The following is a 21,792-nucleotide window of genomic DNA, read 5'->3' on the forward strand; positions in this document are numbered from 1 at the left end:
TTCCCCTTTGTGATTGTCAGCCGAAAATCAATAAATTGATTTTCCTTGTTTTTATATGCTGCCGGCTTTCAGTCGGGCAACGTCATCAGGCTTGTCGTTAACCTCAAGGGCTCACAGCGTGAGCCCTTGAAATTTACCGCCTAATCACACCGGCGGCAGATCGAACAGCAGGATTTCGCTCTCTTCGTCGGCCTGAATCGTCAGACTCGATTCATCCCACACCGCGAACGCGTCGCTGATGCCGGCGGCTTGGCCGTTGACCGAGACCTTGCCGCGCACCACCTGGATCCAAATGCGACGGCCGGCGGCGATCGGATACTCACCCTGCTCGCCTTTATTCAGCGCCCAACGCGACAACGTCATATCCTGGAACACCTTCAGCGAACCGTCGCGCGCATCCGGCGACAGCACCAGCTGACGGCCCTGCGGCGCGTCGAACATACGCTGCTCGTAGCGCGGCTCCAGCCCGACCTGATCCGGAATGATCCAAATCTGGTACAGGTGCAGCGGACGATCCTGATTGGCGTTGTACTCGGAGTGACGTACCCCGGTGCCCGCGCTCATGATCTGGAATTCGCCGGCCTGGATCTGCTCCTTGTTGCCCATGCTGTCCTGATGCTCCACCGTGCCGCTCAGCACATAGGTCAGGATTTCCATGTCCTTATGCGGGTGGGTGCCGAAACCCTGCCCGGCGTCGATCACATCTTCGTTGATCACACGCAGCGCCGAGAACCCCATAAAGTTCGGATCGTAGTAGTCGGCAAATGAGAAGGTGTGCCAGCTATCCAGCCAGCCATGATTGGCGTGGCCGCGGTCTTCCGCTTTACGTACATAAATCATATTCAACTCTCCTCAATGTTTTTTTACAGTCTAGTCCTGCGGGCAGAATAAGAAAGCGTAAAAAACTCATGCCTCTGTTCAAAAATTTCGATGGAATGAAACGGCGGATGGGCAACGGATTTGTTGAAGGCGGAAGCGGTTGAAAAAGGGCAAAAAAAAAGCCAGCACCCGAGCTGGCTAAGTAAACACTGGAAGCAATGTGAGCAATGTCGTGCCTTCGCAGCGAGAGTATCAAGGGTTGATGCCCTCCCCGGAACGCATCGCAATAATAATCATTATCATTCGCACCTGTAAAGCGTTTTTTTTGACCCGTTGAAATAATATTGACTCAAGGCAGTAAACGGATAAATTCAGAGGTTATTCAACCGGTAAGCAACAGGAGCAGCGAGATGAGCGAGATCGTGATACGCCACGTGGAAACGACGGATGCGCAAGCCCTGCATCATCTTTATTCTCAGACGCCCGTCTACCGCGATACGCTGCAGCTTCCTCTACCGTCCGTCGAGTCCTGGCAGAAGCGCCTCGCCAATCCCGAACCGGGTACGCATAACCTGGCGGCCTTCATCGACGGGCAGCTTACCGGCCAGCTGGCCGTCATGCTGAATCAGCGCGTGCGCCGCCGCCACGTGGCCACCTTCGGCATCGGCGTCGATCCGCGCTACCACGGCAAAGGCGTCGGCAGCCGCCTGATGCAGGCGATGATCGACCTGTGCGACAACTGGGCGGCCATCGAGCGCATCGAACTGGAGGTATTCACCGACAACCCGGCAGCCATCGCGCTATACCGCAAATTCGGTTTCGAGATAGAGGGCACCAGCCGCGCCTATGCCATGCGCGACGGTGTGCTGGTCGATGCCTACCATATGGCGCGTTTGCGCTCCGGGCAGCCGCGCGGCGATGCGTAATCGTCCCCACCCGCAGGGGCCGCTGCGCCGGCCCCTGAACATCAACCGCCGAACCTTTTTACAAGCGCTGGCCGGCCTGACCGCCGCCGTCGGCATATTCTCTCCTCTCACCCCATTAGGTGCCGCTATGCCAACTTCCGCCGCCGGGCGCCCAGGCGCCCGCAACCTGATTACCGATGTGCCGGGCCTGAAGGTCGGCGTGGCGCAGGACAGCCGGGTGCGCACCGGCGCGACGGTTATCCTGCCGGACAGCCCGGCGATCGCCGCCGTGGACGTGCGCGGCGGCGGCCCCGCCACCCGGGAAACCGACGCGCTGGGCGAAGACAATTTGGTGCAGACCGTCGATGCGCTGACGTTCAGCGGCGGCTCGGTTTACGGTCTGGCGGCAGCGGACGGCGTCGCAGCCTGGCTGGGGCAACAGGGCCGAGGCTACGCGCTGCGCCCGGCCCCCGGCGTGCCGGTCTCCCCTATCGTGCCCACCGCCTGCCTGTACGATCTGGCCAACGGCGGCGACAAAAACTGGCAGCTCACGCCGCCGTATCGCCAACTGGGCATCGATGCGGTCGGCAAGGCCGGATTGGACTTTCCGCTGGGCACCGTCGGCGCCGGCTACGGTGCCATGACCGGCATGGGTAAGCTGAAAGGCGGCCTCGGCTCGGCATCTATCATTGCCGCCAATGGCGCTACCGTCGGCGCACTGGTGGCGGTCAACAGTTTGGGTGCGGTGGTCGCACCCGGCACCCGCGCCTTCTGGGCGACCCCCTATGAAATTGACGGTGAATTCGGCAACGGCGGCGCAGCGGCGCTGGCACAACTGCGCGCGCAGGGCGAAGATTGGATGGAACAAGAGCCGCAGGGCGGCAGAAAGAACACCACCCTGGCCTGCATCGCCACCGACCTGGCGCTGACGCGGGTGGAGTTGAAACGGGTGGCCATCATGGCGCAAGACGGCATGGCGCGCGCCATCCGCCCGCTGCACAGCCCGTTTGACGGCGACGTGGTGTTCGCCCTGTCCACCGGGCAGCGCGAGGTTCAGGGCAGCCGCGAACTGGCGGTGCTGCAGATCGGCGCGCTGGCGGCGGACACCCTGGCCCGGGCGATCGCCCGTGGCGTACATGCCGCCACGCCGTGGCCCGGCAGCCAGGTCGCAACCTGGCAAACGCTCGGCGGCTAACACGCCGCCACCAAAAAAGGGGCGCTGGCGCCCCTTAATCATGATTAACCCTCGTCGCTTAAATGCCAGCGGTTTCCCGAATATAACGGCGCGCTTTTACCGCATACTCGAACGGGTTGGCCAGCGCCGGATCCTGCTCGGCCTCCACCACCATCCACCCTTTGTAACCGCGCTCGTCCAGTAGCTTGAACACCGGCCTGAAGTCGATCACGCCATCACCCGGCACGGTGAAGGTGCCCTTCTTCACGCCGTCGAGGAAGCTCAGCTTGTTGGCTTTCACTTCCGCCACCACCTCATCGCGCACGTCCTTCAGATGGACGTGGTTGATGCGCGGCAGATACTTCTCCAGGATCGCCATCATCGCCTGCTGGCTGCCTTCCGAATAGTAGGCGTGGCCGGTATCGAACAGCAGGTAGACGTCGTCGTTGACCATGCTCATGTAGCGATCGATTTCGGCCGTGGTCTGAATGCCGGTGCCCATGTGGTGGTGCAGACACACCTGCATGCCTTTGCCGGCGGCGATCTTCGCCAGCTCGTTGTAACCGTCGGCCACGCGCTGCCACTCTTCATCGCTGAAGTACGGCTTCTCTTCGAACACGCCTTTGGTGGTGCCCTGAATGCTCTTGCTCTGCTCGGAGCAGCCGATCACCCTGGCGCCCATGGCATGCAGGAAATTCATGTGGTTGATAAATTCATCGATGGTTTTGTCTTTCTGGCCGTCGGCGAAAAAGGTGCTGAACCAGGCGTTGCAGATCTGGATGCCGCGAATATCCAGCATCGGTTTCAGCACCGCCGGATCGCGCGGGTATTTGCTGCCCACTTCGCTGCCGGTGAAGCCGGCCAGCGCCATTTCGCTGACGCACTGCTGGAAGGTGTTTTCCTTGCCCAGATCGGGCATGTCGTCGTTGGTCCAGCCGATCGGCGCAATGGCCAATTTCACGTTGTCTTTATTCATGGTCTGCCTCGGTCCTTGGAGGGCCGCCGGTGCAAACGCCGCCGGCGAGCCGAATAAGATTATTTGCCCAACAGCTCTCTTTCGATGCGCTCTCTGGTCGCCACCGCCTGGCTCGGCATCTTTTCCGGGTAGCCGAACAGCGAGGTGCAGATGATCGATTCGCCGCCGACCTTGAAGCTGCGGTTGGCAAATTCCATGTCGCGCAGCGTCTGGAACAGGGCGTCGAAATTCACCTCGCCTTCGCCGATGCCGACGTGCTGATGCACCGCGGCGTCAACGCCCGGCGGGTTGACGATATAACGGCAATGCTTGGTGTGATTCATGGTGTCGGCGATCAGCACGTGGGAAAGATCGTCCCCGGCGTACTGCAGCATGCCGGCCACGTCACCCAGCCCCTTGTCGTAGTAGAAGGTGTGCGGCACGCTGTAGAGGTATTTGACGTGGTCGCTGCGCAGCGATTTCACCAGATCGGCGGTTTCGTTGCTCAGCTCGCAAAAGTCCCACGGGTGCGACTGGATCTCCATACGGATACCCTCGCGCTCGACGATCGGCAGCAGCTCCTCCATCGAGCGATACCACAGCTCCTCGCAGATCTCCGGTTCGTTGGGGTTACCCGCCAGTTCGGTGTTAATCACCTGCACGCCCATTTCCACCGCGATTTCGATCATCCGCCGCCAGTTTTTGACCGCCGCCTGGCGGCGATCTTCCCCTGGCCCGGACCAGCGATACACCACGATAAATGAGGAGATCTCCACGCCGGTCGCTTTCAGGGCGTTTTTATACTCCGCCATGATTTCGCGACTGGCCTTCGGATGCTTGTAAAACGGGTTGATCTGCGGGTGCGGCGACTGCTCGATATATTTGTAGCCCCAGTCCGCCACCTGCTGAACCATTTTGGTGACGCCCAAATCCCGGATAACGTCAACATCAAAAGCGATCTTCATGGTCACTCCTCTGCAATCGTGGGTAGGTGGTGCAAGCCGGCTATTTGTTGTAAAACGCCGGGCGCGCCGGCAAGGTCACCGGCACGATTTCGCCGCTGAGCTGGGCCGCCACGCAGGCGTCGGCGGTCACCGCGGCGGCGTAGCCGTCCCAGGCGGAAGGCCCGGTCAACTTGCCCGCGGCCACGTCGTTGATGAAGCCCTGTAGCTCAACGTCATAAGCGTCGATAAAACGATCCTTCCAGTCGGTCAGGATTTCAGTCGACAGGCGGGCGCCGCTGCGCATCTGCACCGAAGACGGCTCCGGCAGTTTGGCGATGCCGGTTTCCCCTACCACTTCACACTGAATGTCGTAGCCGTACTGGCAGTTGACGAAGATTTCGACGTCAATGCGCGTGCCTTTGGCGGTTTCGAACAGCACAATCTGCGGATCTTTCAGGTGTGGGAACGCCTTCGGGCTCTTGCGCGGGAACACCACCTGCACCGACACATAGTCGTCGTCGAGCAGCCAGCGCAGCACGTCGATTTCGTGGATCAGGGTGTCGGTGATCGCCATATCGGTGGTGTAGGCCTCGCCGACCGTCGGGTTGCGGTGCGCGCAGTGCAGCATCAGCGGCTCGCCGATCTGGCCGCTGGTCAGCACCTGTTTCAGCGCACGATAGCCCTGGTCATAGGGGCGCATAAAGCCGACCTGCACCAGCCGTTTGCCGTGCTTCGCTTCGGCATCGACGATGTTTTTGCAGCCCTGCGCGGTCACCGCCAGCGGCTTCTCGCAGAACACCGGTTTGCCGGCGGCGATGGCCGCCAGCACGAACTCTTCGTGGCTCGGCCCCCAGGAAGTCACCAGCACCGCCTGCACGTCGGCGGCCTTAATCAGATCGTGGCCGTTGTCATACACCCGCGCATCCAGCTGCAGATCGCTCACCACCTTGGCGGCGTTGTCGCGGTTAATGTCATTCACCGCCACCACCCGTGCGCCCTGCAACACTTTGCTGCAGCGACGGATATGATCGCGGCCGATGGCGCCGGTGCCGATAACCCCAATGTTCAATGTCATTTTCGCTACCCTCGAGATTTATGTATGAAAACGAATCAGTAATCGCGCGCCTTATCGATGTTTTCCTGCAGCTTGCGCGCCACTGCGACGATTTTCTCGCTGTCGGCCACCTGAGCGCCGCCCACGCGCCACCAGCTGAGATACTTGTGCACCATGGTCTTCGGCAGCACCTTGATGTCCAGCAGCGTGGACACGGTCTGCCTGCGGGCGTCGGCCAGCGCATCGAGCAGCTGCTGCTCGGTGGTGACGCGATAGGTTTTGCAACCGTAAGCCGCCGCCAGCATGGCGAAATCGACCGGCACCAGTTTGCCGTCGAGCTTGCCGCCCTGTGGATTACGGAAGCGGAATTCGGTGGTGTAGCTGTCCATGCCGTGTTCCATCTGCAGGTTGTTGATGCAGCCGTTGGTCATGTTGTCGAACAGCATCACGTTGATCTTGCAGCTTTCCTGAATCGAAGTGACCAGTTCGGAATGCAGCATCATGAAGGCGCCGTCGCCCACCATCGCGTACACCTCGCGCTGCGGCTCTGCCAGCTTGACCCCCAATGCGGCGTTCACCTCATACCCCATGCAGGAGTAACCGTACTCCACGTGATAACCGTGCTCGCCGCGGTTGTGCCACACCCGCTGCAAATCGCCCGGCAGGCTACCGGCGGCGGCGACGATCACGCTGTCCGCCGGCAGCTCGCGGTTCAGCACCCCCAGCACCCGGCTCTGGGTCAGCGCGGAATCGGTCTGGGCGATAAATTCGGCGAACACCCGCTCGCGATCGAGGTGATCGTCTATCTCCGGCACAAAGCCTGCGCCGCCGTATTCCACCGCGTAAACGCGCTCGGTCTCTTCACGCTGGGCGCTGCGCGCCGCGGCGATGGCGTCGCCCCAGCCGGCGCGGTACTCGGCCTGCGCCAGCAGCGCGCCCAGTTCGCTCAGGGCCTCGCGGGCGTCCGCCAGCACCTGCACGCCGTCGAGCTTGCCGGCGTCAAAGGCGCTGACGTTGATATTGAGGAAGCTGACGTCCGGATTTTGGAACAGCCATTTGGACGAGGTGGTGAAATCGGTGTAACGGGTGCCGACACCGATCACCAGATCGGCCTGACGAGCCAGCGTATTGGCCGCCAGGCAGCCGGTTTCGCCAATGCCGCCGAGGTTGAATTCATGGTCGCTCGGCACCGTGCCTTTGCCGGCCTGGGTTTCGGCGAACGGAATGCCGAAGCGCTCGGCGAATTCGCGCAGCGCCCGCCCGGCCTGCGAGTATTTCACGCCGCCGCCGCACACCAGCAGCGGTTTGCGTTTGGCCGCCAGCAGCGCCAACGCGTCCGCCAACATGCCGTCGGTCGCCAGGCGGCGATCGAGCCGATGCACGCGTTTTTGGAAGAAATAGTCGGGATAGTCGTAGGCTTCACCCTGCACGTCCTGCGGCAGACACAGCGTCACCGCGCCGGTATCCGCCGGATCGGTCAGCACGCGCATCGCGTTGATGCAGGCGCTCATCAGCTGCTCCGGCCGCACGATGCGATCCCAGTATTTGCTCACCGCGCGGAACGCGTCGTTGGTGCTGATGCTGAGATCGTAAGGCTGCTCGATTTGCTGCAGCACCGGATCCGGCTGGCGGGAGGCGTAAACGTCGCCCGGCAGCAGCAATAAAGGAATGCGGTTGGCGGTAGCGGTGGCCGCGGCGGTGATCATGTTGGCGGCGCCGGGGCCGACCGATGAGGTGCAGGCGTAGATCTGCCGGCGCAGCTTCTGTTTGGCGAAGCCAATCGCCGCGTGGGCCATGCCCTGCTCGTTGCGGCCCTGATGTACCCGCAGCTCGCCGCTATCCTGTTCCAGCGCTTGCCCCAGCCCCAGCACATTGCCGTGGCCGAAAATCGCGAAAATGCCCGCGACGAATTTGGTTTCCACGCCGTCGGCCAGCAGATACTGGTTATCGAGAAATCTGACGAGCGCCTGCGCCATGGTTAGCCTGATCTTGCCCATTTACTCACCCTTTAGATTGAGGGCCGCCCCGGAAAGTGCTCGCGCCGAGCCGACAATCCCGTGTTTGTGTTACGCGGCGGCAGCTATTATCTTGAGCAGGCGATGCCCGCTGCTCACGAAGTCGACAACCTGAAACGTGAAGCGATTATAAACAAATATATTTTTCATAAAATCACATTACAGAAGAAACATTTCATTTTGCGATAAAGATCGCATATTGCATGAAAAGCCCGTTTCATCTCGTGCTTCAGCCTTCACTGGCTTCGCGCCGCGCACCGGCCAATAAAAGCCGTTGGCTCATGGGTTGACCGCCTTTTACCCTGTCATTTCCCCTCTTTTATGCGCGCCCCGGCCCCCCTCCCGTAGCCGTTTCACCGCCTTTTCCCACGCCTCTGTCGATGTTTTAAACGCATCACATTTTTGGGGTGTAAATTTCATTCTATATTGAAATTGAAATTTTCATTCCCCATACTGTCCACATGCTTCCTGCAGGGCGCCACGCTCGGGCCGCCGCCGGAGTTTTGCTTAAACAGAAGGAAACGGGTATGGCTACACAAGAAAAACAGCTTGATGTCATTTGTCTCGGGCGCATCGCCGTCGATTTCTATGCTCAGCAGATCGGCGCGCGGCTGGAAGACGCCGGCACATTCGCCAAGTACCTCGGCGGCTCCTCCGGCAACGTGGCCTACGGCACCGCCATTCAGGGGTTAAAATCCGGCATGCTGGCGCGCGTCGGCGACGAGCACATGGGCCGCTTTCTGCGTGAAGAGCTGCAGCGCGTCGGGGCCGATACCCGCTGCCTCATCACCGACAAGCAACGATTAACCGGCCTGGTGATCCTCGGCATCAAGGATCAGGAAACCTTCCCGCTGATCTTCTACCGCGAAAACTGCGCGGACATGGCGCTGACGCCGGACGATATCGACGAGGCCTACATCGCCTCCGCGCGCGCGCTGGCCATCACCGGCACGCACCTGTCGCACCCGAACACCCGCGCCGCGGTGCTGAAGGCGCTGGAATACGCGCGCCGCCACGGCCTGCGCACCGCCCTGGACATCGATTACCGCCCGGTGCTGTGGGGGCTGACGTCGCTGGGCGACGGCGAAACCCGCTTTGTGGAATCGGACCAGGTGACCCGCGAGCTGCAGGAGGTGCTGCACCATTTCGATCTGATCGTCGGCACCGAAGAAGAGTTTCATATCGCCGGCGGCAGCACCGACACGCTGACGGCGCTGAAAAACGTGCGCCGGGCCACGGCGGCCACGCTGGTGTGCAAGCGCGGCGCGCAGGGTTGCTCGGTGTTCGAGGGCGAAATCGCCGACGACTGGGAACAGGTGAAACTGCACGCTGGCGTGCGGGTTGAGGTGCTGAACGTGCTGGGGGCCGGCGACGCCTTTATGTCCGGCCTGCTGCGTGGCTACCTGAACGATGAGGGCTGGGATCAGGCCTGCCGCTACGCCAACGCCTGCGGCGCGTTGGTGGTCTCGCGCCACGGCTGCGCGCCGGCGATGCCGACCAAACGGGAGCTGGACGACTACCTGCTGCGTGAACGGCAGGTCACGCGCCCGGACCGCGATGCGCGCCTGAACCACCTGCACCGGGTCACCACCCGCAAGCAACAGTGGCCGGAACTGTGCGTCTTCGCCTTCGATCACCGCAAGCAGCTGGCGGACATGGCACGCGAAGCCGGCGTCGGCGAGGAGCGCATTCCGCGCCTGAAAACCCTGCTGCTGACCGCGGCGCAACAGGCCGCCGCGCAGGCCGGCCTGAACGGCAACAGCGGCATTCTGGCCGACACCACTTACGGGCAGGCGGCGCTGAACGAGATCACCGGCCAGGGATGGTGGATCGGCCGGCCGGTAGAGCTGCCCAGTTCGCGCCCGCTGCGCCTGGAGCATGGCAATATCGGCTCGCAATTGATCGACTGGCCGCAGGAGCACGTGGTGAAGTGCCTGGTGTTTTATCACCCGCACGACGCGGCGGAACTGCGTCGCGAGCAGGATGAGCTGATCGCCGACGTCTACCGCGGCTGCTGTAAGTCCGGCCACGAGCTGCTGCTGGAAGTGATCCTGCCGGACAACAACCCCGACAAAGACGAACGTTATTACCTGGAGATGATTGAGCACTTCTACCAGTCGGGCATTCAGCCGGACTGGTGGAAACTGCCGCCGCTGAGCGCGGAAAACTGGCGGCGGGTCGGTGCGCTGATCGATACCTACGATCCCTACTGCCGCGGCGTGCTGATCCTGGGGCTCGACTCCCCGGAAGCGGTGCTGAAGGCGGGCTTTGCCGCCGCCGCGGATGCGCGCTGGGTGAAGGGTTTCGCCGTCGGCCGCACCATCTTCGGCCAGCCTTCGCGCCGCTGGCTGCAGGATGAAATCGACGACGCCGCCCTGATCGAGCAGGTGAAACAAAAATACCTGACGCTGATCGGTTTCTGGCGCCAGTACCGTCCGCAGGCGAGCGGTGCGCACTGACAGCGAGCGCGAGTTCACGTCCCCTTAAGGCCATTTCGCCGCTTTAAGGGGATTTTTTTGCCCCTTTTCTGTGAAGTCGCGCAATGTGCGATCGAATAAATCGCTTTTTGAGGAAATGAAATTTCCGCTCCGTCTGTTAAAATACCCTGTCAATATTTCAGGCGTCAGGCCAATGCGCCTTCACCCCACTGCGAGCCGAATGGATGAACAACCCAACTCAACTTTCGCTGTTACAGGACGAGATTCGCCACCGTTATGAAACGCTGAGCAAGCGTTTGAAGCAGGTGGCGCGCTATATTTTGGATAACAGTAACAGCATCGCTTTCGATACCGTTGCCTCCATCGCCGCACAGGCCAGCGTGCCGCCTTCCACCCTGATCCGTTTCGCCAACGCCTTCGGCTTCAGCGGCTTCAACGAAATGAAGCAGGTGTTCCGTCAGCATCTGATGGAAGAGACGGTGAACTATACCGAGCGCGCGCGCCTGTTCCGCCAAACCTCCACCGACGACAACGTCGCGCCGGAGAAACCGGCGGAAATTCTCAACGTATTCACCATGGTCAACGCGCAGGCGCTGCAGCAACTGGCGATGCAGATCGCCCCCGAGCAGCTGGATCGCGCCGTCGAACTGCTCAACAACGCCGAAAACATCTACGTGATCGGCCTGCGCCGTTCGTTCAGCGTCGCCTCCTATCTCACCTATGCGCTACGCCATCTGGAGCGCCGCGCGTTTCTTATCGACGGCCTGGGCGGCATGTTCACCGAACAGCTGAGCATGGTGAAACCGAAGGACGTGGTGATCGCCATCAGCTATTCGCCGTACGCCCGCGAGGCGGTGGAACTGGTGGAATTGGGCGCCAAGCGCGGCGCGCAGCAGATCGCCATCACCGACAGCCAGGTCAGCCCGCTGGCCGCCTTCAGCGACGTCTGTTTCGTGGTGCGCGAAGCGCAGGTGGACGGGTTCCGTTCGCAGGTGGCCTCGATGTGCCTGGCGCAGACGCTGGCGGTTTCGCTGGCGCTGAATAACGCCCGGGACGAGTAAGGCTGGGGGGAACGCGCCCGACAGGCTCGGGCGCGGCGGGGTTATTGCAGCAACAAATAGCGGTAGAGCGCGCTTTCCAGATCCTGCTTCATGCTGATGAAAAGCAGAATCTCCACCGTCTGACCGTCGTAGTCATAGATGACGCGGTATTCGCTGTCGGGATCCAATCGCTCGTGCAACCGTCCCCCCATGCCCGCCAGCACGGCGTTGAAGCGGTAGCAGGCAGGATCGTCGGCAATTGCCGCGAGGGACGATAACAACAGATTGTCCACGAACACCCCGGCCGCGACTGCTCCTATCGTTCCGCTCTTATAAGACTCGATGTCTTTCAGGCTCCATTCCGCCGCCGGCGCGACGGTAAAACGTATTTCCTGGGGCATCCTGCACCTCGGGCCTATTTCCGCGCGTCACGCAGCCGCTGCAAGGTTTCTTCGGGCGACAGACCACGCTGATTTTTAATCTCTTGCTTCGCCAGCATAGTCAGTTTCAACAACGCGTTGGACTGGCGCTCCAGATTGCGTTCCCGAATTTCGGCCTCTCTCTCAGCCGCCGTTTGTACAAACAGCTCGGCAACACCATTTTTTGTGACGTAAACCCCGCCTTCAAACAGGTCGGGCGAACCTAATCCTTCGCGCGCCGCTTTTTGGGACATGGTAGTCGTCATGGTTCTTCCTCCTGTGTACCGGCAATTTCGTTGCATAACAGCGGTTCGTTAGATTCACTCAGCCAGGGAGCGATCGCGTGCGGACAGATTATCATTTGAGCAAGATGGAGGGAAAATTTAGGTCAAATTTATACCCTGATAAAGAATAAGCCCGGCAAGCCGGGCCTCAGGCGCTTATTGCGCGGCGGGATAGCCGTCGCCGTTAATCCAGGCGTGGTCTTTTTCCCAGGTGAATTTCCATTGCCGCACCGGCCCGGCCATCACGTTGAGATAATAGTTGTCGTAGCCCGCCAGGGTCGCCACCGGGTGATAACCGCGTGGCACTTTCACTACGTCCCGATTGTAGACCGGCATGCATTCGTCGAGCGTGCGATCGTCGGTATAGACGCGCTGCATGCAGAATCCCTGCTCCGGCTGAATGCGGTGATAATACGTCTCTTCCAGATAGGTTTCGTCCGGTGAGTCTTCCCGATCGTGCTTGTGGCTCGGGTAGGAACTGGTGTTGCCCTCGTCGGTGTAAACCTCCACCACCAGCAGACTGTCGGCCGGCTCGCTGTCCGGTAGAATGTTGTGCACCAACCGCTGGTTGCGCCCCTTGCCGCGCCGCTCCACGCCGATATCCGCCGGCGTAATCAGCCGTGAAGGCAGGTGGCCGCTGCCGGGCGCGCTGCACACCGCCAGCTCCAGATCGGTTTCTGCCCGCACGTCGATGCGATCGTGGTGCGGCACATACACCGCGTAAGGCGGCGTGCGCTCGAACGGGCTCATGCGTTTGCCGATATGCGGGTATTCGGCGCGCAGCGTGGCGACGGAGGCGATACCGGCCACCAGCACCAGGCACAGCTCCTTGTCACCGCACTCCAGCTGCAGCGACTGCCCGGCGGCCAGGCGATAAACGTCGAAACCGACATAGCGCCACCCGGCATTTTCCGGCGTCACGTGCTGAATACGCCCCTCGGCGTTCGGCGTCTGACATTTGGCAAGCAGTGAAGACATCTCGATTCTCCTGTTAACTCCCCGTGCAAAGGCCGTTGCCCCGAAGGAGCAACGGCCCGCTCATACTTTGCGATCGCTTAACCCAGCGTCGGCATGCTGAATTCGGACACCGTCTGCTGCCCGGCCGGCCAGCGCGCGGTGGCGGTCTTCATGCGCGTGTAGAAGCGCACGCCGTCGGTGCCGTGCACGTTAAGCGCGCCGAACACCGAGCGCTTCCAGCCGCCGAAGCTGTGGAACGCCATCGGCACCGGCACCGGCACGTTGACGCCGACCATCCCGGCCTGCACTTCCTGCACGAACTGGCGCGCGTAGTGGCCGCTGCCGGTAAAGATGGCGCTGCCGTTGCCAAACTCGTGGCCGTTCACCGTGTCGATGGCGGTGCGGTAATCCGGCACCCGCACGATGCCCAGCACCGGCCCGAAGATCTCTTCGCGGTAGATGCGCATGTTCGGCTTCACATGGTCGAACAGCGTGCCGCCGACGTAGTAGCCTTCAGGATAGCCCGGCACCTGATAATTGCGGCCGTCGGCCACCAGGGTGGCGCCTTCTTCCACGCCCAGATCGATGTAACCCAGCACCTTTTTCTGGTGGGCGGACGACACCAGCGGCCCCATTTCATTCTCTTCTCCGCCCTGCTGCAAGCCCGGCCCGACGCGCAGCTGCGCGATCAGCGGCTTCAGTTTGGCGATCAGTTTATCGGCGGTGTCGTCACCGACTACCACGGCGATCGGCAGCGCCATGCAGCGCTCGCCGGCGGAGCCGAACGCTCCGCCCATCAGCGCGTTGACCGTGGCGTCCAGATCGGCGTCCGGCATGACGATCGCCTGGTTCTTCGCCGCGCCGAAGGCCTGCACCCGCTTGCCGTGCGCGCTGGCGGTGGTGTAAATATGTTCCGCCACGGTGGAGGAGCCGACGAAGCTCACCGCCTGAATGCGCGGATCGGTGCACAGCTGCGCCGCGTCTTCATTGGCGCAGTGCACCACGTTGAACACGCCGTCCGGCAGGCCGGCTTCTTTCAGCAGTTCCGCCAGGCGCACCGAGGCGGAAGGCACCAGCGCCGGCGGCTTGAGGATGAAGGTGTTGCCGCAGGCCAGCGCGATAGGGAACATCCACATCGGCACCATCGCCGGGAAGTTGAACGGGGTAATGCCCGCCACCACGCCCAGCGGCTGCATCAGCGAGAAGCTGTCGACGCCACTGCCGACGTCCGGCGAATACTCGCCCTTGATCAGATGCGGGATGCCGCAGGCGAATTCGACCACTTCCATGCCGCGCGTCAGTTCGCCCAGCGCATCCGAGTACACCTTGCCGTGCTCGCTGACGATAAGCTCGGCCAGCTCGTCGCGGTGCTGTTCCAGCAGCGCCTTGAAATTGAACATGATGCGCGCGCGGCGCAGCGGCGTGGTGCGCGACCAATCGGCAAACGCCCGATGGGCCACGTCGATGGCCTGCTTGACTTCGGCGGCGGTGCTCTGCGTGACGCGCCGCTCAACCTGCCCGCTGGCCGGGTTGTGCACGTCGACGGTTTGATTGCTGCTGCTCAGGCACACCTGCCCGTCAATAAAGTTACCCACGGTTTTCATGTCACGCCCTCTTTTCAAGTCCGCTGTCGCCTGGCCACTCGCCGGCGGCGCGGCGTTAATCGTCCCGCTCGCCAAACCCCGTCGGCAAGCCGGCTACATCCTGACCGGATGCAGCAAACTCTATTTCATTGAAAAAAAAATTTCAAATAAATTGTTTTGAAAAATTTGTTTTTAGTGCGTGAGGTCGCAATTTTGCGGTGTCGATCGGGTTGGCGCTTTCATTACCGCGCCAGGGAAAGCGTAACGGCGCAGGAGAAACCAGGGGCAATACACACTGACTTTGCTACAGAAAACCCGCACCGCGCCTGCCCTGTCGCCGTTACCGCCCGCCCCAGAACGCCCAAGGCGCCCGGATCGCGCGTGACGGTTTTTTTTGAACTGGATCTAAAAATCAATATTCCATTATTCACTAATTATGAAATAAATGTTCTTGTTTGTTCCAGCATTTATCGACGACATCGCCTTGATGACAGGCACGGTTCACACCCTTCCGCTCGCCCTCTTCCCGATAACCCAACCGTGCGGACGGAAGCCAGGATAAAAATCGGAGCAACACATGTCATATCAGCGTAAGCACAATACCGGCTACATATTGCGAATTTGCGGCATCGCCGCCCTGGGCGGCATTCTGTTCGGCTACGATACCGCCGTGATCTCCGGCGCGATCGAAGCGCTGAAAACCTATTTCAATCTCAGCCCGGCCGAAACCGGTTGGGCAGTCTCCAACGTGGTGATCGGCTGCGTGGTCGGCGCCTTCGCCGCCGGGCCGCTAGCGGCGCGCTGGGGCCGTAAAAAGGCGCTGATGCTGGCGGCGCTGCTGTTCACCGTTTCCGCCGTCGGCGCAGCCTTGGCCCCGACCTTCACCTGGTTCGTCATCTACCGCATCATCGGCGGGCTGGCGGTCGGCATCGCCGCCACCGTGTCGCCGATGTACATGTCGGAAGTGTCGCCAAAGGACATGCGCGGGCGCGCGCTCAGTATGCAGCAGTTCGCCATCGTGTTCGGTCAGATCGTGATTTTCTACGTCAACTTCAAAATCGCCAGCCTCGCCAGCGAAGCCTGGCTGGTGGAAATGGGCTGGCGCTGGATGTTCGCCTCGGGCGTCATCCCCTGCATTCTGTTCTGCATCCTGGTGTTCGTCATTCCTGAGTCGCCGCGCTGGAACGTGATGATGGGCCGCGACGATCAGGCGCTGGCGATGTTGACCAAGGTTTCCAACGCCGCCCACGCGCAGAATCTGCTGAAAGAAATCAAAGACTCGCTGCAGCAGGATCAACAGCAGCGGCATCGGAAGCTGAACTACGGCGATGTGCGGGTGCGTTTCATCCTGTTCGTCGGCTGCATGATCGCCATGCTGCAGCAGGTGACCGGCGTCAACGTAATGATGTATTACGCGCCGGTGGTGCTGAAAACCGTCACCGAAAACGCGCAGGAAGCGCTGTTTCAGACCATCTGGATCGGCGTGCTGCAGCTGGTCGGTTCGGTCATCGGCGCCATGCTGATGGATCGCATGGGCCGCATTCCGCTGATGCGTTACGGCACGCTGGGCGCCATCGCCGGCCTGCTGCTCACCTCGTACGCGCTCTACACTCAGGCCACCGGCTATTTCGCGCTGTTCGGCATGCTGTTCTTCATGGTGTTTTATGCGCTGTCCTGGGGCGTCGGCGCCTGGGTGCTGGTGTCGGAAATCTTCCCGAACCGCATGCGCGCGCAGGGGATGAGCATCGCCGTCGGCTGCATGTGGGTCGCTAACTTCGCGGTGTCGCAGTCGTTCCCGATGATCAACGACCACCCTTACCTGTTCTCGCATTTCCACGGCGCCTTCCCGATGTGGATCTTCGCCGCCTGCTGCCTGTTCAGCTACTGGTTCATCGGCCGCTATATTCCGGAAACCAAAGGCGTCTCGCTGGAAAAAATGGAGCAGGTAGTGCTGGCCAAACGCCACCGCCACCCCCTGCCCGACGGCAAGCCGCTGCCGCTGGAAAACGGCAAATCCTGATCTCTCAACCCTGACCGCTGGAGTAATGCCTCATGACCATTGCACTGGACCGCTTCTGCATTAACCGCAAAATCGCGCCGAATCTCGATCTGGACAGTTTTTTCCGCCTGGTGAAACGCTGCGGGCTCAGTAAGGTTGAGCTGCGCAACGATATGCCCAGCGGCAAGGTGACCGACGATCTGAGCGACGCGCAGCTCAATGCGCTCGCTGCGCAATACGGCATCGAGATCGTCACGATCAACGCCCTCGGCATGTTCAATCTGATGGACAACCCGGCGGCGCTGCAGCAGCGCGCCGAAGCGTTGCTGGCGCAGGCGCAGGCCATCCACAGCCGGGCGCTGGTGCTGTGCCCGCACTGCAGCGCCGATGACACGCGCAGCGAGCAGCAAAAACGCGACGACACCCTCGCCGCGCTGCGGCTGCTGGCGCCGCTGTTTGCCCGCTATGGCGTGCAGGGGTACGTCGAGCCGCTGGGCTTCGGCATCAGCTCGCTGCGATCGTCGCTGCTGACCCAGGCGCTCATCCGCGATTCGGGCGCGCCGTACCGCATCGTGCTCGATACTTTCCACCACTATTTAAGCGGTGTGGCGCAGGCCGACTTCGACGCGCAGATCCAGGTGGCGCAGATCGGCCTGGTGCATCTGTCCGGCGTGGAGGATGGGCGGGATAAAGGCGCGCTGAGCGACGAAGAGCGCATCATGTTGAGCGAGGGCGATCGGCTGGAGAGCCGCCGCCAGGTGCAAAACCTGGAACGCCTGGGCTACACCGGCGTCTATGCCTTCGAGCCCTTCTCTTCGCAGCTGGACAGCTGGAGCGAGGCGGATATCGAACGGGAAATCCGCCAGAGCATCGCCCTGCTGCAAGGGTAAAAAAACGGCCTCCGCGGAGGCCGTTTTTCATGGCGTTACTTCAGGTTGCCGACCACCAGCTGGTGGCGCGCGTTGTAAAACTTACGGTAGGCCAGATAGCAGGCGATGATGGTCGACAGGCTGGCGGTGGAAAGCAGCATGAAGGTCACCATAATCTGGTATTTGATCGCTTTCACCGGGTCGATGCCGGCGAAGATCAGCCCGGACATCATGCCCGGCAGGCTGACCAGCCCAACGGTTTTCGCCGAATCCACGGTCGGGATCAGCGAAGCGCGGATACTGTCGCGGATCAGCGCCGCCGAAGCGAACTTGGGCGTCGCCCCCAGGCTGAGCATCTCCTGAATCTTCTGCTGTTCGCTTTTGAAACGCTGGCCGAGGTTGGTGTAGCACAATCCCACCGCCACCATGGCGTTACCGGCGATCATCCCGGAGATGGGGATTACCTGCATCGGCGTAAATTCGATGGAGCCAGTCAAGACCAGCACCGCCAGCGTCAGCACCGCGCCGGTGGTGATGGCGATAAACGACGTCACGAACGCGTGTTCGACGTACTTGCTGCGTTTCTTGGCGTTGTAGGCCGCGTTAAAGCAGATGAACAGCACCATCAACACGGTGAGCACCGCGTTATCCAGATCGAAAATGTACTTCAGCACGTAGCCGACGATGATCAGCTGCACCACCGCGCGGCAGATGCTCCAGATAATGTCCTTTTCCAGCGCCAGCTTTTCCCGGTGGCTGATCAGAATGGCGACCACCACCAGGAGCATCGACAAGCCTAAGGATTCGTTGGTGATGTTATGCTGATTCATGCTGTTGCTCCTGTTGCTCGGCGCCGTGCGCGCGCAGGGTGATCACCTCGTCCGCATGCGCTATCTCTTCGGTATCGTGCGTCACCCACAGCACCGCCAGCCGGTGCTCCGCCACCAGCTGATGCACTATCTCATTGACGTTGCGCTTATTTTCCTCGTCCAGCGCACTGGTGATCTCATCGAGCAACAGCACCCGGGGCATAAACTGCAGGTTGCGGATCAGGGACACGCGCTGCTTCTCCCCGCCGGACAGCTCATTGATGCTTTTGGTCAGCATCGCCTCCGGCAGCCCGAAACGCGCCAGATCGGCCTGCATTTTTCGTTCATCCGGCGACTGTTGACGGATCTGGTAGGGCAGCGCCAGATTGTCGTAAACCGTATTGCCGAACAGCGCCGGCGTCTGGAAGCAGTAAGAAACCTGTTTGCGATACGCCTCCGGCGACATCTCGGCGATCGCTCGTCCGTCGAAATAGAGGTTTCCGCTGGTCGGATCCATTAAGGAAGAGATGATTTTCAGCAGGGTGCTTTTCCCGCAGCCGGAAGGTCCGGTGATCAGTTTGAACTCGCCTTCACCCAGCGTGAAAGAGACGGAGTCCAGGATCACTTGGTTGTCTATTTGATAATGAATATCATCCAATCTCAGTATGTCTTTCTTTTCCTTCATTACGATGCCGGCTCCCTACACCTGTTCCCGTCTGAGCGATAAGTATATGGCCGCAAAAAACATATTAGCAATGCCTGTGCGGATGGCAGCGAGCGGAGAGGAGGATTGACGGAGCAAAACGCCCCGTCAAATAATAAATTTTACTAATGATTAGCTGTAGGAATAGTCAAAAGCGACCGCCAGGGTCGAATCACTCTTTTTTTATCGCCGCCTGTTCGTCGCAGCTGTACCAGCGTAGAGAATTGTTGATGCTGCGGTGGGTGCAGCGAACCTTGCCCTCCTTTTCCAGCGCCAGCAGCAGGGTGCGGGTGGTATAAATGTTTTCGCCGCATTTATCCGCCAGCTCGCGCGTCTTCGGCCACTGCTCCGGCGGGGGATGCAGGCCCCCGGCCCCTTCCACAAGATCCCGGCACAATCCCCGCAACACATCCAGCATCAGCGATTTTCTACTTTCAAACGTTTTCGGCACCTTGGCCATAGCATTCCTCCTGAGTGGTTACTGCTGAGCCCCCGTTCATGACTGCACGTCAGTGATGCGCAGGGGCATAAATCACGGCGGCGTCCGCGCAAACAACGTTGTTCCGATAAAATAGACCTGGCGCTGTCTATCACCGCGCGAATGAATATTTATTAATGAATCCAACCTTTGCCGATAAAATGTCATGCATTGTTCCTCGGATTTTTCACTAGGATTTTTCTGTGCAATTTTTTTCATGGCTATCATGATATGAAGATGTTTAAACAATCCCATAACGAACTGTGAATACATAATTACCAACATTGTCAACGCATGCGCCTTACATCTGTTAAATGCATTAATCGCAGTAATCATTCCATCGTTCATCCTTTGATTATCACTTAGGTCATTATTATGTAATGCCTACGGCATCACCTGCCCTTTTCTGGTTAATCACAATGGGTTAAATAACATAAGCGCGTCCAAAAAATAGCATCTGATAAGAATAATCTTCCCCCTGCCTTGTTGTTATTTTTTTGTTAACGACTCTTCGACAAACCATCGACAACCCAGGAATAGGCGGTGGAACACCATAGGGACAACTAACCACACAAAATCATACAAAACAAATGCTTATGTTTTTCATTTTGTTTCATAAAGAAAATTCTTCAATGTTCGTCAAAGCGTAATATTAGCAAAGCGATATTGCGCATTGTAGGGCAACCGCTATTACAGTCGATCTAATATCTCGCATAACCTTATTTATTCAGTCATTTATTCTGGATAATATTTACATACGATCTATTGGTTTTTGATCTTATATTTAACTTTTTCCTTTTGGTTTTATATTCTGAATTTGAGTTATTTCAACAAAATCTATTTCCAAGCAATGCTATTGTTTGCAAGAATATTCCCAGCAAAACGCCATACTGATATTCGGGTTTTAAAATCAAATAAAACCGACCAAACATCACATAACCATTTCGTTATTAAAAGCAAATAACGAAAAGTGTGCGTATTGCCCAAAGCAAAAGGATCTGGCTCCCATCGCAGTGCGGCTAACAGGGCGTTGCTGCTCTGCGGGGATTTAGGTGTGCTTTTCTTTTTATTTAAATACTCTCTACAGGAACCTGAGAAATGAAACTGAATAAATTAATGCTGGCGACCGCCATTGCTTTTTCTACCGCCTCCGTTGCACATGCGGCGCCGACCCCGAACCAGGGCAGCGGCACCGTGACCTTTAGCGGTGAAATTATCGATGCGCCTTGCAGCATCACGCCGGACTCCGTCGATCAAACCGTCCCGATGGGCCAGATCAGCAGCCGCATCCTGGCCAAAGAAGGCAAATCCAGCGCCGAACCCTTCAGCATTGAGCTGAAAGACTGCGCGCTCAACACCATGAAAAACGTCAAGGTGACCTTCACCGGCACGCCGGATGCCGTCAACAGCAAATTGCTGGCGCTGAGCGGTTCCGCCAGCGGCGCGGGCATCGTGATTTACGACCAGCTGCACGCCAAGGAAGTTGAGCTGGGCACCGCAACGGACGGCCAGGGCCTGAACGAAGGCAACAACGCCCTGAAATTCGCCGCATACCTGCAAGGCAACAGCGCTTCCGGCGCCGTCGTGCCGGGCCAGTTCACCAGCGTGGCGAACTTTACCCTGGCTTATCAGTAAGCCTCGTTGGGGATGCCGGCGCGGGCATCCCCATGCTTAACGACGCCGGCTCCGGCAAAGGAACCGATCTCGACAGGGAGAAGCCAGCATGACCATCCATTGGCGAGGCGCATTGCTGATCGCGCTCAGCATCGGCAGCGCTAGCGCCACGGCGAAAACTCAGGGCCACGGCAAAGTCAGCCTGGGCGGCGAAATCGTCGAAACGCCGTGCAACATCGCCGGCGACAGTTTGGATCAAACCGTTGATTTCGGGCTGGTTTCAATGAGCGACGCCGGGCGAGATGCCCAGCCGAGCCTCATCGGCAGCCGCCGCCACTTCGCCATCAGGTTGGTGAACTGCGAACTGGCCAGCCAGATAAAGCCCGATTTTATTTATCGCGCGGCCAACCTCACCTTCAGCGGCATCGCGGATAGCCAAGATCCGCAATGGCTCGCCGTCCATGGCGAGGCGCGCGGCATGGCTATCGAGTTGCTGACCGACGCCGGCACCCCGATCCCGCTCGGCAGCACGACGGCGGATTATCTGATCGTTGCCGGCGATAACACGCTGCGCTTTGGCGCCCAGCTGCGCATTCACCCCGACAGGGCACGGGCGGGCGGTTTCAGCTCATTGGCCAAATTCACCCTGTCTTATCTGTAGCCGGTTTTCGTTAGGAACGCTGTACAGCATTACGTATTCAGGTCTTACGGGATGACCTGCTATTAGGCGCGG

Annotated in this window: 21 protein-coding genes; 8 read left to right on the forward strand and 13 right to left on the reverse strand. The window is 59.7% G+C overall.

Annotated features, from left to right (window positions below):
• Positions 1–144 precede the first annotated feature (144 nt).
• Complete coding sequence (locus SSARUM_RS22595) at positions 145–840, reverse strand: pirin family protein (protein WP_060431155.1); 696 nt, start codon at positions 838–840, stop codon at positions 145–147.
• 389 nt (positions 841–1,229) lie between these two features.
• On the opposite strand from SSARUM_RS22595, the gene SSARUM_RS22600 reads away from it, so the two are divergent.
• Together SSARUM_RS22600 and SSARUM_RS22605 are read left to right on the forward strand one after the other, a co-directional pair.
• Complete coding sequence (locus tag SSARUM_RS22600) at positions 1,230–1,745, forward strand: GNAT family N-acetyltransferase (RefSeq protein ID WP_033649352.1); 516 nt, start codon at positions 1,230–1,232, stop codon at positions 1,743–1,745.
• On the forward strand, positions 1,738–2,919 hold the full coding sequence (locus SSARUM_RS22605; protein WP_060431153.1) for a P1 family peptidase: 1,182 nt from the start codon (positions 1,738–1,740) through the stop codon (positions 2,917–2,919). Before SSARUM_RS22600 ends, SSARUM_RS22605 begins: the two co-directional genes overlap by 8 nt.
• A 58-nt stretch (positions 2,920–2,977) precedes the next feature.
• On the opposite strand, the gene iolE is transcribed toward SSARUM_RS22605, so the two are convergent.
• The 4 genes from iolE to iolD are packed head-to-tail and all read right to left on the reverse strand — an operon-like array spanning position 2,978 to position 7,848.
• Positions 2,978–3,874 (reverse strand): myo-inosose-2 dehydratase, encoded by an 897-nt coding sequence (gene iolE / locus SSARUM_RS22610; RefSeq protein ID WP_019455194.1) that lies wholly within the window; start codon positions 3,872–3,874, stop codon positions 2,978–2,980.
• A 59-nt stretch (positions 3,875–3,933) separates the two neighbouring features.
• On the reverse strand, positions 3,934–4,818 hold the full coding sequence (locus tag SSARUM_RS22615) for a sugar phosphate isomerase/epimerase family protein (protein WP_060431151.1): 885 nt from the start codon (positions 4,816–4,818) through the stop codon (positions 3,934–3,936).
• 40 nt (positions 4,819–4,858) lie between these two features.
• On the reverse strand, positions 4,859–5,872 hold the full coding sequence (iolG, locus tag SSARUM_RS22620; RefSeq protein ID WP_033649354.1) for a bifunctional inositol 2-dehydrogenase/D-chiro-inositol 1-dehydrogenase: 1,014 nt from the start codon (positions 5,870–5,872) through the stop codon (positions 4,859–4,861).
• A gap of 35 nt (positions 5,873–5,907) precedes the next feature.
• Positions 5,908–7,848: a 3D-(3,5/4)-trihydroxycyclohexane-1,2-dione acylhydrolase (decyclizing) gene (gene iolD / locus SSARUM_RS22625; RefSeq protein WP_060431149.1), complete on the reverse strand. Its 1,941-nt coding sequence runs from the start codon at positions 7,846–7,848 to the stop codon at positions 5,908–5,910.
• A gap of 545 nt (positions 7,849–8,393) precedes the next feature.
• Between iolD and SSARUM_RS22630 the strand changes: the two genes are divergently transcribed.
• Positions 8,394–10,325 carry a bifunctional 5-dehydro-2-deoxygluconokinase/5-dehydro-2-deoxyphosphogluconate aldolase gene (locus SSARUM_RS22630; RefSeq protein WP_060431147.1) on the forward strand — a complete coding sequence of 644 codons (1,932 nt, stop codon included), beginning with the start codon at positions 8,394–8,396 and terminating at the stop codon, positions 10,323–10,325.
• Between the two features lie 203 nt (positions 10,326–10,528).
• The gene (locus tag SSARUM_RS22635; protein WP_004930856.1) at positions 10,529–11,365 is read left to right on the forward strand and encodes a MurR/RpiR family transcriptional regulator; all 837 of its coding nucleotides are present in this window, start codon (positions 10,529–10,531) and stop codon (positions 11,363–11,365) included.
• Between the two features lie 41 nt (positions 11,366–11,406).
• On the opposite strand, the gene SSARUM_RS22640 is transcribed toward SSARUM_RS22635, so the two are convergent.
• The 4 genes from SSARUM_RS22640 to SSARUM_RS22655 form a co-directional block, all read right to left on the reverse strand.
• A complete protein-coding gene (locus SSARUM_RS22640) occupies positions 11,407–11,745 on the reverse strand; it encodes a type II toxin-antitoxin system RelE/ParE family toxin (RefSeq protein ID WP_033649357.1) in 339 nt (112 codons plus the stop codon).
• A gap of 14 nt (positions 11,746–11,759) precedes the next feature.
• Positions 11,760–12,029 carry a hypothetical protein gene (locus SSARUM_RS22645; RefSeq protein WP_033649358.1) on the reverse strand — a complete coding sequence of 90 codons (270 nt, stop codon included), beginning with the start codon at positions 12,027–12,029 and terminating at the stop codon, positions 11,760–11,762.
• 174 nt (positions 12,030–12,203) lie between these two features.
• Positions 12,204–13,025, reverse strand: a complete 822-nt coding sequence (gene iolB / locus SSARUM_RS22650) for a 5-deoxy-glucuronate isomerase (protein ID WP_033636349.1) — start codon at positions 13,023–13,025, stop codon at positions 12,204–12,206.
• Between the two features lie 77 nt (positions 13,026–13,102).
• The gene (locus SSARUM_RS22655) at positions 13,103–14,608 is read right to left on the reverse strand and encodes a CoA-acylating methylmalonate-semialdehyde dehydrogenase (protein ID WP_015379335.1); all 1,506 of its coding nucleotides are present in this window, start codon (positions 14,606–14,608) and stop codon (positions 13,103–13,105) included.
• A gap of 556 nt (positions 14,609–15,164) precedes the next feature.
• Here SSARUM_RS22655 and SSARUM_RS22660 point away from each other — a divergent pair.
• Positions 15,165–16,607 carry a sugar porter family MFS transporter gene (locus SSARUM_RS22660; protein WP_033636350.1) on the forward strand — a complete coding sequence of 481 codons (1,443 nt, stop codon included), beginning with the start codon at positions 15,165–15,167 and terminating at the stop codon, positions 16,605–16,607.
• Positions 16,608–16,639: 32 nt separating this feature from the next.
• The gene (locus SSARUM_RS22665) at positions 16,640–17,476 is read left to right on the forward strand and encodes a TIM barrel protein (protein ID WP_033649361.1); all 837 of its coding nucleotides are present in this window, start codon (positions 16,640–16,642) and stop codon (positions 17,474–17,476) included.
• A 35-nt stretch (positions 17,477–17,511) separates the two neighbouring features.
• Here the strand turns inward: SSARUM_RS22665 and fetB are convergent, their stop codons facing one another.
• From fetB to SSARUM_RS22685, 4 genes are all read right to left on the reverse strand, one after another.
• Positions 17,512–18,285, reverse strand: a complete 774-nt coding sequence (gene fetB / locus SSARUM_RS22670; RefSeq protein ID WP_060431145.1) for an iron efflux ABC transporter permease subunit FetB — start codon at positions 18,283–18,285, stop codon at positions 17,512–17,514.
• A complete protein-coding gene (gene fetA / locus SSARUM_RS22675) occupies positions 18,272–18,949 on the reverse strand; it encodes an iron efflux ABC transporter ATP-binding subunit FetA (RefSeq protein WP_033636353.1) in 678 nt (225 codons plus the stop codon). The genes fetB and fetA overlap by 14 nt, the downstream gene beginning before the upstream one ends.
• A 190-nt stretch (positions 18,950–19,139) precedes the next feature.
• A complete protein-coding gene (locus SSARUM_RS22680) occupies positions 19,140–19,427 on the reverse strand; it encodes a FaeA/PapI family transcriptional regulator (protein ID WP_033649362.1) in 288 nt (95 codons plus the stop codon).
• Between the two features lie 72 nt (positions 19,428–19,499).
• Entirely contained in the window at positions 19,500–19,781 is a 282-nt protein-coding gene (locus tag SSARUM_RS22685) for a hypothetical protein (RefSeq protein ID WP_060431143.1), read from the reverse strand.
• Between the two features lie 762 nt (positions 19,782–20,543).
• Here SSARUM_RS22685 and SSARUM_RS22690 point away from each other — a divergent pair.
• Positions 20,544–21,080 carry a fimbrial protein gene (locus SSARUM_RS22690; protein ID WP_033636355.1) on the forward strand — a complete coding sequence of 179 codons (537 nt, stop codon included), beginning with the start codon at positions 20,544–20,546 and terminating at the stop codon, positions 21,078–21,080.
• Between the two features lie 88 nt (positions 21,081–21,168).
• Positions 21,169–21,720 (forward strand): fimbrial protein, encoded by a 552-nt coding sequence (locus SSARUM_RS22695; RefSeq protein WP_033649363.1) that lies wholly within the window; start codon positions 21,169–21,171, stop codon positions 21,718–21,720.
• The last annotated feature ends 72 nt before the right edge of the window (positions 21,721–21,792 follow it).

This window comes from Serratia sarumanii, from assembly GCF_029962605.1.
Classification (GTDB): Bacteria; Pseudomonadota; Gammaproteobacteria; order Enterobacterales; family Enterobacteriaceae; genus Serratia; species Serratia sarumanii.